Below are 13,058 nucleotides of genomic sequence, written 5' to 3'. Positions count from 1 at the left end.
ATCACAAAATTTGTGAGCGACTCAATCACTGTGGGAGCTGGCTTGCCAGCGATGGGGCCCTTGCAAACAGCACAAAACTACCGGGATTCACTCCGGCAGTTCATACACATAAATCTTGTCGGCATCCATCTGATACCCGGCATCCGCCAGTTCGCTGCTCGACGCCTTGACCTGCAACGGCCCTTCGACCCAATACGGCTGATACAGCTCATCCAGCTTCACACCCAACTCGCTTTTCACATGCACGATCTGGTTCGACGGCGGTGGCGGCACGTGGATGCAGGCGCCGAAATACGGCACCAGCAAAAAGTCCGTGGTGCGTCCTTCTTCATTGACTTCCAGCGGCACGATATAACCCGGCAAACGAATGTTCTGACCGTCGAGGGACTTCACCACCGGCGCGTTCGGCAGGTCCTGCTTCGCCGCAGGCGCGGATTCAGCGGAGAGCGCGTCGCTCATCTTCGACATGTCGTGCAATGGCGTCATGTTCGGCACTTCCGGCGCGGCGTCCGGCGGGATCATTTCCGACCACGTCAGGTCTTTCGGTGCCGCTGCCCACACGGGCAGGGCGATCAACAGCAGCAGCGCGAGTGCAGCGCGGGGCATGGTGAACATCCTCATAAACGGATCGACAGGCCATCGGCCAAGGATTGGCGATAAGCGCGCCAGGCCGGCACGCTGCCCATCAGCAGCGCGGCGGCCAGAATGCCACCGAGCAGCGTCCATTCATACTCGCTCGGCCACGCCAGCGGCAGATACAAACCGTAATTGGCCTGCACATAACCCTGCGCGGCGGCGATGCCGATGTACAGCAACGCTAACCCTGCGATGACGCCTGTCAGCGCCAGTGCAAACGCCTCCAGCACCAGCAGACTCGCGATATGCCACGGTCGCGCCCCGACCGAACGCAGAATCGCCATCTCGCGGCGCCGTTCGTTGAGGCTGGTGAGAATCGCCGTGAGCATGCCGATCAACCCGGTCAACACCACAAACAACGAGACCACGAACAGCGCTTTTTCAGCGGTGCTCATCAGGCTCCACAACTCCTGCAAGGCTACACCCGGCAGAATCGCCAGCATCGGTTCGCCACGGAATTCGTTGATCTCGCGTTGCAGGGCGAAGGTGGAAATCTTGCTGTTGAGGCCGAGCATGAATGCGGTGATCGCTTGCGGCGTCAGGTCCATGTTGCGTGCCTGATCGGCGGTTATTCGGCCATTACCTCGCGCCGGCACGCCGTTGTGCCAGTCGATATGAATCGCCTCCATGCCGCCGAGGCTGATGTGCAACGTGCGATCGACCGGGGTGCCGGTGCGCTTGAGAATGCCGACCACGGTGAACGGTTTGTCGTCGTGCTTGACCAGACTGATCGCGGCCACGCCGTGGGCCAGCACCAGTTTGTCACCGAGCTTGTAATGCAGCGCATCGGCCACTTCCGCACCGAGCACCACTTCAAAAGGATCGCTGGCAAACGCACGACCGTCCGCCAGTTGCAGATGCTGCTGGCGACCGTACTGGTAATGCTCGAAGTAGGCTTCGGTAGTGCCCATCACTCGGTAGCCACGATGGGAGTCGCCGAGGGACATCGGGATCGCCCACTTCACTTTCGGGTTGCTGGCGAAGTGTTCGAAGCTGTCCCAGCGGATGTTGTTGGTGGCGTTGCCGATGCGGAACACCGAGTACAGCAACAGGTTCACCGAGCCGGAACGGGCACCAACGATGAGGTCGGTGCCGCTGATAGTACTGGCGAAACTGGCTTTGGCTTCAGTGCGCACTCGTTCAACGGCGAGCAGCAGGCACACCGACAGGGCAATGGCGAATGCGGTGAGCAAAGCGGTAAAGCGGCGGTTGGCCAGGCTGGCCATGGCCAGACGAAACAGATACATCTCAGACCTCGGCAGACGTGGCGGCGCGATTGAGTTCGGCCAGGGACAGGTGACGGTCGAACAGCGGCGCCAGGCTCTGGTCGTGGCTGACGAACAGCAGACTCGATCCGGCCTCGCGGCATTCGGCGAACAGCAGGCGGATGAAGTTTTCCCGGGCGTCGTAATCCAGCGCCGAGGTCGGTTCGTCGGCGATCACCAGCTCAGGCTGACCGATCAAGGCACGCGCGGCAGCGACCCGCTGCTGTTGGCCGATCGACAGCGAATCGGCGCGACGGCTGAGGATGCTTTCATCCTTTAAACCGAGGTGGGCGAGCAGGGTGGCGGCGGCTTGATCGACGCTGCCGTGGCGCTGTTTCGCCCGTTGCGCGCGCAGCTTGGAAAAGTGACACGGCAGCTCGACGTTTTCGCGTACCGAGAGAAACGGCAGCAGGTTGAATTGCTGGAAGATGTAGCCGGTGTGGTCGACACGGAAGGTATCGCGAGCGCCGGCGGAGAGCTCGGTGAGTTCGTGGCCGAGCAGGCGAATGCTGCCGCGACCGGGCTTCTGCACGCCACCGAGCAGGCCGAGCAGGGTGGTCTTGCCGCTGCCGCTGGGGCCTTTGAGGAACAGGGTTTCGCCGGCTTCCAGACGAAACGCAGGAATGTCCAGCAGCGGCGGATGACCGGGCCAGTTGAAGCCCAGGTCGGACAGTTCGATGAGTGCTTGGGTCATGGCACCAGTTTCATGGTTGTACACGGACCCCTGTAGGAGCTGCCGGAGGCTGCGATCTTTTGATCTTGGTTTTTTACAATCAAAAGATCGCAGCCTCGTTTCACTCGACAGCTCCTACAGGGGATTTTCGGTGTTATCAGAATTTCAGCGAGGCAGCCTTGGCCGTCACTTCGGTACCTTGCTGGCCGCTGGCGCTGATCAGTTGTACCTGAATTTTCTGCGTCGCCGGGAAGGTATTGAAGACATTAGCCAGATCCAGCGTCTTCAACGCACCCGGTGTGGCGCAGTTGAATTGGAAATGCGCGTGGATTTCGCTGTGGTCGTGGTGATGCTCGTGACCATCCTTGTCCGCTTCATCGTCGTCATGGTCATCGGCATCCGGCTTGTCGCCGAACAACGGGCTTTCCAGTTCCTGACTGACCACTTTGCAACCGGCAGCAGTGGGCAGGCTGAACAGGGTCAGCGGCTTTTCCAGTTGCGCACGGGCTGCAGCGACTTTGGCCTTGTCGGCGTCCGTGGTCGCAACGTGTTCGAAACCAACGAGGTTCATCGCCGGGCTTTCCAGCTCAAGCTCCAGGGTCTGGCCATCGAGTGCAGCATTCAGGCGACCAACGCCATGTTCATGCGCGCCGAGGCTGCCGTGTTCATGGTCGTGATCGTGGTCATGCTCATCGGCAGCATGGGCGATGGCCAGCGGCAACAGGGCAAACGGCAAAGCGAGCAGCAGACGACGCATGGCGGTCTCCGGGAAGTAAAGTGAAGAGTTTGTTATGTAATCTTATAACGAAAGTGCGCAGAGTTTGCCCGTGCGCTTGGCGTTGCACAAGTCCCGTGGGAGCATGCACGTCAGAAAAGTGCGGGAGCGAACTCAATGTTGCGGATACGCGGAACCGTCGGCGATGTGCCGGTGGACTTGACGGTGGAACTGGATGACGGCGACTGGGCGAAGCTCGGTTCGGCACTGAATGGGCAGGCGCCGGTCGCTCAATCTGAGGCGGTCGCGTCCGCCCCGGCGGCGAAACCGCTGAATCAGGACGATGCCTTGTGGCAACTGGCCAAGGATCTGTTGCGCAAGGCCGGGCAGCTCAGCGGGCCGGATCTGCTTGATCAACTGGAAGGGCTGACCGGCAGCGCGGCGTTGGGCAAACGCTTGCTGGTGCGCCTGCGCCACAGTGCGGACGTGAAAGTGGTGAGCGGCGGGGATACGCCGCTCTACAGCTGGATCGAGTGAACCGCAAAAGATCGCAGCCAGCGGCATCTCCTACAAGGGTGTAGACGATCCCAATGTAGGAGCTGCCGCAGGCTGCGATCTTTTGATCTTAATAAAGTGCAGCAAACATCTTGCGGCGGTACATCGTCACCAACGGATGATCATTGCCCAGCAGCTCGAACACTTGCAGTAAGGTCTTGTGCGGCAGACCTTCGCCATAGTTGCGGTTGCGGACGAACAGCTTGAGCAAAGCATCCAGCGCCGCTTCGTACTGCTGACGCGCCAGTTGCTGAATCGCCAGTTGATACACCGCTTCATCGTCCTGCGGATCTTTCGCCAAACGCGCTTTCAGGTCGGCGGCATCCGGCAAGTCGCGCGCCAGACCGAGGAATTTGATCTGTGCCTTGGCTCCGGCCAGTGCAGCCTTGTGCTCATCACTCTTGACCGCATCCAGCACGGTTTGCGCTTCATCCAGTTCGCCGCGCTCAGTCAGGCAACGCGCGTAGAGGATCAGTGCCTTGGCGTTTGTGTTGTCCTCAGTGAGCATCACCACCAGTGCCGCTTCGGCATCGGCGTAACGGCCGTCATCGAACAACGCTTGAGCCTGCTCGAACGGATCGGCTTCGGCCGGTGGCGGCATCTGCACATGCGGCTCAAGCAGGGCGCGCACGGCGGATTCCGGTTGTGCACCGGCAAAACCGTCGACCGGTTGACCGTCCTTGAACAGCACCACGGTCGGCAGGCTGCGAATGCCGAAGCGGGCGACGATGTCCTGCTCGATGTCGCAGTTGACCTTGGCCAGCAGCAATTCGCCCTGATAGCTCTCGGCAATGCCTTGCAGCATCGGCATCAGCGCCTTGCATGGCGCACACCATTCGGCCCAGAAATCCACCAGCACCGGTTTGTTGAAGGAAGCCTCGATCACCGACTGGTCGAAATCGGCCGTCGTGGCGTCGAAGATGTATGGCGTTTGCTGACTCATGGGGGATCTCGTCAAAGCGTTAATGAACGCACTATAAGCGGTGGCGCAAAAGATCGCAGCCTTCGGCAGCTCCTACAGGTTCAGCGTCCGCCCGCAATATAGACGACAAAGCCGATCACTGTAGGAGCTGCCGAAGGCTGCGATCTTTTAACGATTCCAATCACGCCGCGCGTGGTACAGGCTGACATGCCGAAATTCCTCAGGCTCCGCCAGATCCGGCAACGTCATCGCCTCAAGCATTTCAATCCGCTGATACAACGGATGGCGAAAATCCCGAACCCGCGAATCCGCCACCAGCGCCTCGCGGCCACGGCTCAAAAACGCATCGAGCAACGGCAGATTGGCCCGGTCATACAACACATCCGCCACCAGAATCAGATCAAGCCGATCCGCCTCGGCAAAGAAATCCGTCGAGTAATTCATCCCTACGCCATTCAGCGTGGCATTCGCCCGACACGCGGAAATCGCCAGAGGATCCAGATCGCACGCCACCACCTCCAGCGCCCCGGCCTTCACCGCCGCGATCCCGGCAATCCCGGAACCTGCGCCGAAATCCAGCACACGCTTGCCGCGCACCCACTCGGGAAATTCCGCCAGATAACGCGCCACCGCCAGACCGCTGGCCCAGCAGAAACCCCAATACGGTGGCTCATGCAAAATTCGCTGAATTTCTTCCTGGCTGAATTCGCGATCCATGTTGTCGCCATCGATCAGCCATAGCTGCAAATCAGTGTCCGGCAAGGCACAGACTTTAAGTCTGGCGTCGCCGAGCAATTCACCTAACGCCTGTTGCAGGTCGAGCGGTGCATTCATGGTGCTTTGACAAATTGCAGTTGGCCCAGCGCCTGGGAGGTCGGCTGGCTGATGGTTTGCGACGGCAGATGCAGAATCAACTGACCGGACTGGCTGGCGCGGCCACGCAACTCAACCCGCGCACCGGCCGGGAACGCGTCCGGGTTGAAGCGCAGGCGGAACGGCAGGATCTGGTTGTTGCCGATCAGGCTGGAACTGGCGAGCAATTGTTGCGGGCGATCCTTTTCGTCGATCACCAGCAGCGCCAGTTCGACTTCGGCGCCGGCCGGCACGCCTTGCAGGGTGCCGCTCAATTCCCGTTGATAAGCCGGCAGCGGGCCAAGTTCGGCAGCCTCTTTGGCTTTTTTCTGCGCTTGCTGCGGGGCAGGTCCCGGTGTTGGCGGCTGGGGCTTGGGTGCATCGCTGCCACAGGCCACCAGCAGGCTGAAAAGACTGAGCAAAACGAGCGGACGTAACGGCATTGGATGCTCCAGCAAAATGAAATCCATGGATCAAACGATCATGTCGTTCTGTATACCGCAAAGCCTATGGCTTGTCTTGCCACCGGGATGCGCTACCATGGCCCTCCCTTTTTTTGTTGCCAGCCACCATGCACTGTCCCTTCTGCGGTGCCAACGACACCAAGGTCATCGACTCGCGTCTGGTCGCCGAGGGCGAACAGGTGCGCCGCCGGCGTGAATGCCTGGCCTGCGGCGAGCGTTTCACGACGTTCGAGACGGCCGAACTGGTGTTGCCGCGCCTGATCAAAACCGACGGCAGCCGCCAACCGTTCGACGAAGAAAAACTCCGCGCCGGGATGCAACGCGCCTTGGAGAAACGTCCGGTGAGCGTCGAGCGCCTCGAATCTTCCCTGGTTCACATCAAGCACAAGCTGCGCGCCACCGGCGAGCGCGAGGTCAAATCCCTCGTGGTCGGCGAACTGGTGATGGCTGAGTTGCAAAAGCTTGATGAAGTCGCCTACATCCGTTTCGCGTCGGTGTACAAACGCTTCCAGGACCTCAATGAATTCCGCGAAGAAATCGACCGCCTCGCCCGCGAACCGGTGAAAGAATGACCAGCGCCGGCGAGCAGGCCATCCTCGATGCCCACTTCATGGCGCGCGCGCTGGAACTGGCGCGCAAAGGTCACTACACCACGCACCCCAATCCTCGGGTCGGTTGCGTGGTGGTGCGTGACGGCCAGATCGTCGGCGAAGGCTGGCATGAACGTGCCGGCGAACCGCACGCCGAAGTCCATGCCCTGCGCGCCGCCGGTGAGCTGGCCCGGGGCGCGACTGCTTATGTAACTCTCGAACCGTGCAGCCACCATGGCCGCACACCGCCGTGTGCCGATGCGCTGGTGAATGCTGGCGTAGGCCGCGTGGTCGCAGCGATGCGTGATCCGAATCCACAAGTGGCTGGGCGTGGTTTGCAGCGTCTGGCCGATGCCGGCATCGCCACTGAAAGCGGTGTGCTCGAAGCCGAAGCGCGCAAGCTCAATCAAGGTTTTCTGAAACGCATGGAACACGGCTTGCCGTTCGTGCGGGTCAAGTTGGCCATGAGCCTCGACGGTCGCACGGCGATGGAAAGCGGCGAGAGCCAATGGATCACCAGCCCGGCCGCGCGTTCAGCCGTCCAGCGTCTGCGTGCTCAGGCCTCCGTGGTCCTGACCGGCGCCGACACCGTGCTGGCCGATGGCGCGCGTTTGACTGTTCGCGCGGACGAACTCGGTCTGGACAGCGAGCAAACCGCGCTGGCCATGAGTCGCCCACCACTGCGCGTGCTGATCGATGGACGCCTGCGGGTGCCGCTGGATGCACCGTTCTTCAAGGCTGGCCCGGCATTGGTCGCCACCTGTGTCGCGATCGAAGAGCAATATGCTCACGGCCCCGAGTGCCTGATCGTGCCGGGTGATGACGGTCAGGTCGACCTGCATCAATTACTCATCGAACTGGCCAACCGTGGCACCAACGAGGTGCTGGTCGAGGCCGGCCCACGCTTGGCCGGAGCCTTTGCTCAGCTCGGTCTGGTCGACGAATTCGTGATCTTCATCGCCGGCAAGTTCCTCGGCTCCACGGCGCGTCCGCTGCTGGACTGGCCGCTGGCTTATATGAAGGATGCGCCGGAGCTGAAAATCACTGAAATTCGCGCGGTGGGCGATGACTGGCGAGTCACTGCCATCCCTGTCCTTTCGGCGAGCGTATAATTCCCGGCCATCGCGTTAGCGCTGGCCCAGTTCTCAAGGAGAACCCCATGTTTACCGGCATCATCGAATCCATCGGCAGTATCCGCGCATTGACCCCAAAGGGCGGTGATGTGCGGGTCCACGTCGCCACCGGCAAGCTCGACCTGAGCGACGTCAAACTCGGCGACAGCATCGCGGTCAACGGCGTCTGCCTGACCGCCGTTGAGCTGCCGGGCGACGGCTTCGCCGCCGACGTCAGCCGTGAAACGCTGGACTGCACCGCCATGAACGACCTGAAAAGCGGCAGCCCGGTCAATCTGGAAAAAGCCCTGACCCCGACCACCCGTCTCGGCGGGCACCTGGTCAGCGGCCACGTCGACGGTGTCGGCGAAATCGTCTCGCGCAGCGACAATGCCCGCGCCGTGGAATTTCGCATTCGCGCGCCGAAGGAACTGGCCAAGTACATCGCCCATAAAGGCTCGATCACTGTCGACGGTACCAGCCTGACCGTGAACGCCGTCGATGGCGCCGAATTCATGCTGACGATCATTCCGCACACCCTGAGCGAAACCATCATGGCGTCGTACAAGCCAGGTCGCCGGGTGAATCTGGAAGTTGACTTGCTGGCGCGGTATCTGGAGCGTCTGCTCCTCGGCGACAAGGCCGCAGAGCCGAGCGCTGGTGGCATCACCGAAAGCTTTCTGGCCGCCAACGGCTACCTCAAATCCTGACTGAAGGGGGTGCCTTGTGGCGCTCAATAGCATCGAAGAACTGGTTGAAGACATCCGCCAAGGCAAGATGGTCATCCTCATGGATGACGAAGACCGCGAGAACGAAGGCGACCTGATCATGGCTGCCGAATGCTGCCAGGCCGAGCACATCAACTTCATGGCCAAGCACGCCCGTGGTCTGATCTGCATGCCGATGAGCCGCGAGCGCTGCGAACTGTTGAAGCTGCCGCTGATGGCGCCGCGCAACGGTTCCGGTTTCGGCACCAAGTTCACCGTGTCGATCGAAGCCGCCGAAGGCGTAACCACTGGCATTTCCGCCGCCGACCGTGCGCGCACCGTGCAAGCGGCTGCCGCCAAAGACGCCAAGGCTGAAGACATCGTCAGCCCGGGTCATATTTTCCCGCTGATGGCCCAGGCTGGCGGCACCCTCGCTCGCGCCGGCCACACCGAAGCGGCTTGCGACCTCGCGCGCATGGCCGGTTTCGAGCCAAGTGGCGTGATCTGCGAAGTGATGAACGACGACGGCACCATGTCCCGTCGCGCTGAACTGGAAGCGTTCGCTGCTGAGCACAACATCAAGATCGGCACCATCGCCGACCTGATTCACTACCGGATGATCCATGAACGTACCGTTCAGCGGATTGCCGAGCAGCCACTGGACAGCGAACTGGGCCAATTCAACCTGGTGACCTATCGTGATTCGGTGGAAGGCGATGTGCACATGGCCCTTACGCTGGGCACTGTTTGCGCCGAAGAGCCGACCCTGGTTCGGGTGCACAACATGGATCCGCTGCGCGACCTGCTGATGGTCAAACAACCGGGCCGCTGGAGCCTGCGCGCCGCCATGGCTGCGGTCGCCGAGGCTGGCAGCGGTGTCGTGTTGTTGCTTGGTCACCCGCTCGATGGCGATGTGCTGCTGGCACATATCCGTGAAACGGGTGAGCAGGCAGCGCCGAAAAAACCGACCACTTACAGCATCGTCGGTGCCGGTTCGCAGATCCTGCGTGACCTCGGTGTGCGCAAAATGCGTTTGATGTCTGCGCCAATGAAATTTAATGCGATATCCGGTTTCGATCTGGAAGTTGTAGAATACGTGCCCTCCGAATAATGACCGGTTGTTTCCGATCTCCGATTCGCGGCAAATAAATCACTGAGGGACGCGTAGCAGACGCGTCCCGGCTCTTTAAGAGAACTGACGAATGACCCTGAAGACCATCGAAGGTACCTTCATCGCCCCTAAAGGCCGCTACGCTTTGGTAGTGGGCCGCTTCAACAGTTTCGTCGTTGAAAGCCTGGTCAGCGGTGCAGTTGATGCCCTGGTTCGCCACGGCGTGAGCGAAAGCGACATCACCATCATCCGCGCACCTGGCGCCTTCGAAATCCCGCTGGTTGCGCAGAAAGTCGCCCAGAAAGGTGAATTCGCAGCCATCATCGCCCTCGGCGCGGTCATTCGTGGCGGTACTCCGCACTTCGAATACGTGGCAGGCGAGTGCACCAAGGGTCTGGCCCAGGTGTCCATGGAGTTCGGCGTTCCGGTTGCCTTCGGCGTCCTGACCGTTGATTCCATCGAGCAAGCCATCGAACGTTCCGGCACCAAGGCCGGTAACAAAGGTGCCGAAGCTGCCCTGTCCGCTCTGGAAATGGTCAGCCTGCTGGCACAGTTGGAGGCCAAGTGATTAGCGACGAAAGCGATCGTTTCAACCCGCGCGAGCCGCGTCCAACCGACGCCGGCAAGCCTTCGAAAAGTGAAAAGCGCCGCGCTGCCCGTCAGTTGGCGACTCAAGCGTTGTACCAGCGCCACATGGCCAGTACTTCGCTGAACGAAATCGAAGCGCAGTTCCGCGTCGATAACGATTTCACCTTCGCCGATGCCAGCTACTTTCACGACATCCTGCACGGTGTTCCGGCCAGTCTGACCGAGATCGACACTGCGCTGGCGCCGTGCCTGGACCTGACCATCGAAGAGCTCGACCCGGTTGAACTGTGTGTACTGCGCCTGTCGACCTGGGAACTGCTCAAGCGCGTCGACGTGCCGTACCGCGTTGTGATCAACGAAGGGATCGAACTGGCGAAAGTCTACGGTTCGACCGACGGTCACAAGTTCGTCAACGGTGTGCTCGACAAGCTGGCTCCGCGCCTGCGTGAAGCTGAAGTGAAGGCGTTCAAGCGCTGAAACGCGCTTGATACTTCAATGGGCGAGTTTGAGCTGATCCGTAACTTCTTCGCCGCCGCGCCTTGTGCGCAGGGCGGCGAAGGCGTTGCGCTGGGGATCGGCGATGACTGCGCCTTGCTCGCTGTTCCCCTTGGGGAACAGTTGGCGATCTCTACCGATACGCTGGTGGCCGGTGTGCATTTCGCCGACCCCTGCGATCCGTTTCTGCTCGGTCAGCGCTCGCTGGCCGTTGCGGTCAGCGATCTGGCCGCCATGGGCGCCACACCCGTTGCCTTTACCCTTGCCCTGACTGTGCCGACGGTGACTGCTGATTGGCTGCAAGCCTATGCCGGCGGATTGAACCGCATGGCGCAGAGTTGCGGCGTCGCGCTGGTGGGCGGCGATACCACGCGCGGGCCGTTGAGCCTGACGGTGACGGTGTTCGGTCGCGTGCCTGCCGGTCAGGCGTTGACCCGCAGTGGCGCGCAACCGGGCGACTTGCTCTGTGTCGGTGGCGAACTTGGCAATGCGGCCGGCGCCTTGCCGCTGGTGCTCGGTCAGCGTGACGCCGAAGCGAACGTCGCCCAACCGCTGCTCGATCATTACTGGTCACCACAACCGCAACTCGCCCTCGGCCAGGCCCTGCGTGGCAAAGCCACCTCGGCGCTGGACATCTCCGATGGATTACTCGCCGACTGCGGCCATATCGCGCTGGCCTCAAAGGTCCGACTTGAGATTGAACGCGAGCGCGTACCGATGTCGGATGCATTAGTGGCGTTTCTCGGTCAGCGCGGCGCCGAGCGTGCTGCGCTGAGCGGTGGCGATGATTACGTGCTGGCGTTCACCTTGCCGTCTGTCGAGTTGCCGGCGCTGCTGGCCAATGGCTGGCCGATCCATGTGATCGGTCGAGTGTCCGAAGGTCAGGGCGTGGTCCTGCTGGATCGCGAAGGTCACGACATCACCCCGCAAATCCGGGGTTATCAACATTTTCAGGAGACACCGTGACAGATCACCCGAAACAGGTTCCGGCCGAATTCGTTCCGCCGTCGGTCTGGCGCAATCCCTGGCATTTCCTCGCGTTCGGCTTCGGTTCCGGCACCTTGCCCAAGGCGCCGGGAACGTGGGGCTCGCTGGTTGCGCTACCCTTTATCCCGTTATGGCAGATGTTGCCCGACTGGGGTTACTGGCTGATGCTCGGGATCACCATGCTGTTCGGCTTCTGGCTGTGCGGCAAAGTCGCTGACGATCTGCGGGTACACGACCACGAAGGCATCGTCTGGGACGAAATGGTCGGGATGTGGATCACCTTGTGGCTGGTGCCGGAAGGCTGGTACTGGTTGCTCGCGGGTTTCCTCGTATTCCGTTTCTTCGACATTCTCAAGCCATGGCCGATCCGCTGGATCGACCGGCACGTGCATGGCGGCGTCGGCATCATGCTCGACGACGTGTTGGCCGGCGTGTTCGCCTGGCTGGCCATGCAGGGACTGGTGTGGATTTTCGCCTGAGTCCAAGGGATATCAGGGTCAAGTGAGGGGACTAGGGATGGCTCGACGTTGGTTGGCGCTAGTGGTTTTGGCTTTGCTGAGCACCGTGGCCGGTGCGCAGGAAGCAGCGCCGACGCCGACGGTCATCCATCTGGCCAGCGAAGACTGGGAAGACTACACCGCCGCTGATGGCCATGGCCTGGGCTGGGACGTGCTGCGCAAAGTGTTCGAACCGTCCGGGGTCAAGCTGGACATTCGCAGCTTGCCTTACACCCGCTCGGTCGGGCTGGTGCAGTTGAAGGAAGTCGATGCGCTGGTCGGCACCTACCGCGACGAAGCCGAGCAGGTGTTGTACCCACACTGGAATTTCGATTCCGACCACATTTACGCATTGGGCCTGGCGAGTAATCCTGCACCTACCCAAGCGACGCTGGGCAAGTATCGCCTGGCCTGGGTGCGCGGTTATCGCTACGAAAACTTCTTGCCGAATATCAAGCGCTACAACCAGATCGAGCGGCGTACCGGGATCCTGTCGATGCTCAAGCAGGGGCGGGCGGATTACTACATCGATGCGCTGACCGAGATTGAAGCCGTGGTGAAAACCGCAGCCGATCCGGCGCAGTATCGCTATTCACACCTGGCCGAGCTGCCGCTGTTTCTCGGGTTTGCCGACACGCCACAGGCGCGAGCGCTGATGGCGCTGTATGACCAGCGTATGGAGCAGTTGGTGAAGAGCGGCGAGTTGAAGCCGATCTTCGAGAAGTGGCAGCAGCCGTATCCGTTCACTACCGGCGCGACGAATCCCCTGTAGGAGCTGCGGCACGCTGCGATCTTTTGATCTTGATCCTAAAAGCCGGATCAAAAGATCGCAGCCTCGTTTCACTCGACAGCTCCTACATGGATCCATGTCGACCGGGTTGTTATCAAA

17 protein-coding genes are annotated in these 13,058 nt (G+C 61.1%); 10 read left to right on the top strand and 7 right to left on the bottom strand.

Going from position 1 to position 13,058, the window contains the following annotated elements; genetic code table 11:
• Positions 1 to 87: 87 nt before the first annotated feature.
• The 4 genes from CKW26_RS12615 to CKW26_RS12600 form a co-directional block, all read right to left on the bottom strand.
• Complete coding sequence (locus CKW26_RS12615) at positions 88 to 606, bottom strand: DUF3299 domain-containing protein (RefSeq protein ID WP_093434953.1); 519 nt, start codon at positions 604 to 606, stop codon at positions 88 to 90.
• Positions 607 to 617: 11 nt separating this feature from the next.
• Positions 618 to 1,883: an ABC transporter permease gene (locus CKW26_RS12610; protein WP_095048820.1), complete on the bottom strand. Its 1,266-nt coding sequence runs from the start codon at positions 1,881 to 1,883 to the stop codon at positions 618 to 620.
• 1 nt (position 1,884) lies between these two features.
• The gene (locus CKW26_RS12605; RefSeq protein ID WP_095048819.1) at positions 1,885 to 2,595 is read right to left on the bottom strand and encodes an ABC transporter ATP-binding protein; all 711 of its coding nucleotides are present in this window, start codon (positions 2,593 to 2,595) and stop codon (positions 1,885 to 1,887) included.
• Positions 2,596 to 2,731: 136 nt separating this feature from the next.
• Positions 2,732 to 3,331, bottom strand: a complete 600-nt coding sequence (locus tag CKW26_RS12600) for a DUF2796 domain-containing protein (RefSeq protein WP_095048818.1) — start codon at positions 3,329 to 3,331, stop codon at positions 2,732 to 2,734.
• A gap of 135 nt (positions 3,332 to 3,466) precedes the next feature.
• On the opposite strand from CKW26_RS12600, the gene CKW26_RS12595 reads away from it, so the two are divergent.
• Positions 3,467 to 3,826: a hypothetical protein gene (locus tag CKW26_RS12595; RefSeq protein WP_095048817.1), complete on the top strand. Its 360-nt coding sequence runs from the start codon at positions 3,467 to 3,469 to the stop codon at positions 3,824 to 3,826.
• An 88-nt stretch (positions 3,827 to 3,914) separates the two neighbouring features.
• On the opposite strand, the gene trxA is transcribed toward CKW26_RS12595, so the two are convergent.
• The 3 genes from trxA to CKW26_RS12580 all read right to left on the bottom strand — a co-directional run bounded on the left by trxA (position 3,915) and on the right by CKW26_RS12580 (position 6,061).
• A complete protein-coding gene (trxA, locus tag CKW26_RS12590; protein ID WP_095048816.1) occupies positions 3,915 to 4,787 on the bottom strand; it encodes a thioredoxin in 873 nt (290 codons plus the stop codon).
• Between the two features lie 147 nt (positions 4,788 to 4,934).
• Positions 4,935 to 5,600 (bottom strand): methyltransferase, encoded by a 666-nt coding sequence (locus CKW26_RS12585; RefSeq protein ID WP_095048815.1) that lies wholly within the window; start codon positions 5,598 to 5,600, stop codon positions 4,935 to 4,937.
• Positions 5,597 to 6,061: a YbaY family lipoprotein gene (locus CKW26_RS12580; RefSeq protein WP_095048847.1), complete on the bottom strand. Its 465-nt coding sequence runs from the start codon at positions 6,059 to 6,061 to the stop codon at positions 5,597 to 5,599. The genes CKW26_RS12585 and CKW26_RS12580 overlap by 4 nt, the downstream gene beginning before the upstream one ends.
• 128 nt (positions 6,062 to 6,189) lie before the next feature.
• On the opposite strand from CKW26_RS12580, the gene nrdR reads away from it, so the two are divergent.
• From nrdR to CKW26_RS12535, 9 genes are all read left to right on the top strand, one after another.
• A complete protein-coding gene (nrdR, locus tag CKW26_RS12575; protein WP_007910946.1) occupies positions 6,190 to 6,654 on the top strand; it encodes a transcriptional regulator NrdR in 465 nt (154 codons plus the stop codon).
• On the top strand, positions 6,651 to 7,784 hold the full coding sequence (ribD, locus tag CKW26_RS12570; RefSeq protein ID WP_095048814.1) for a bifunctional diaminohydroxyphosphoribosylaminopyrimidine deaminase/5-amino-6-(5-phosphoribosylamino)uracil reductase RibD: 1,134 nt from the start codon (positions 6,651 to 6,653) through the stop codon (positions 7,782 to 7,784). Before nrdR ends, ribD begins: the two co-directional genes overlap by 4 nt.
• A 47-nt stretch (positions 7,785 to 7,831) precedes the next feature.
• Positions 7,832 to 8,494 carry a riboflavin synthase gene (locus tag CKW26_RS12565; protein WP_093434480.1) on the top strand — a complete coding sequence of 221 codons (663 nt, stop codon included), beginning with the start codon at positions 7,832 to 7,834 and terminating at the stop codon, positions 8,492 to 8,494.
• A gap of 16 nt (positions 8,495 to 8,510) precedes the next feature.
• Positions 8,511 to 9,602, top strand: coding sequence for a bifunctional 3,4-dihydroxy-2-butanone-4-phosphate synthase/GTP cyclohydrolase II (ribBA, locus tag CKW26_RS12560; RefSeq protein ID WP_039761895.1), 1,092 nt, complete (start codon positions 8,511 to 8,513; stop codon positions 9,600 to 9,602).
• A 91-nt stretch (positions 9,603 to 9,693) separates the two neighbouring features.
• Positions 9,694 to 10,170 carry a 6,7-dimethyl-8-ribityllumazine synthase gene (gene ribE / locus CKW26_RS12555; protein WP_003228649.1) on the top strand — a complete coding sequence of 159 codons (477 nt, stop codon included), beginning with the start codon at positions 9,694 to 9,696 and terminating at the stop codon, positions 10,168 to 10,170.
• The gene (gene nusB, locus CKW26_RS12550; protein ID WP_034153728.1) at positions 10,167 to 10,667 is read left to right on the top strand and encodes a transcription antitermination factor NusB; all 501 of its coding nucleotides are present in this window, start codon (positions 10,167 to 10,169) and stop codon (positions 10,665 to 10,667) included. The genes ribE and nusB overlap by 4 nt, the downstream gene beginning before the upstream one ends.
• A gap of 18 nt (positions 10,668 to 10,685) precedes the next feature.
• Positions 10,686 to 11,651, top strand: coding sequence for a thiamine-phosphate kinase (thiL, locus tag CKW26_RS12545; RefSeq protein WP_095048813.1), 966 nt, complete (start codon positions 10,686 to 10,688; stop codon positions 11,649 to 11,651).
• On the top strand, positions 11,648 to 12,151 hold the full coding sequence (locus CKW26_RS12540) for a phosphatidylglycerophosphatase A (protein WP_007910933.1): 504 nt from the start codon (positions 11,648 to 11,650) through the stop codon (positions 12,149 to 12,151). The genes thiL and CKW26_RS12540 overlap by 4 nt, the downstream gene beginning before the upstream one ends.
• A gap of 37 nt (positions 12,152 to 12,188) precedes the next feature.
• Complete coding sequence (locus tag CKW26_RS12535) at positions 12,189 to 12,941, top strand: ABC transporter substrate-binding protein (RefSeq protein ID WP_095048812.1); 753 nt, start codon at positions 12,189 to 12,191, stop codon at positions 12,939 to 12,941.
• Positions 12,942 to 13,058: the final 117 nt, after the last annotated feature.

It is taken from the genome of Pseudomonas sp. Irchel s3h9, from assembly GCF_900187475.1.
Lineage (GTDB): Bacteria > Pseudomonadota > Gammaproteobacteria > Pseudomonadales > Pseudomonadaceae > Aquipseudomonas > Aquipseudomonas neuropathica.
This window is presented reverse-complemented; position numbering and strand designations above follow the sequence as displayed.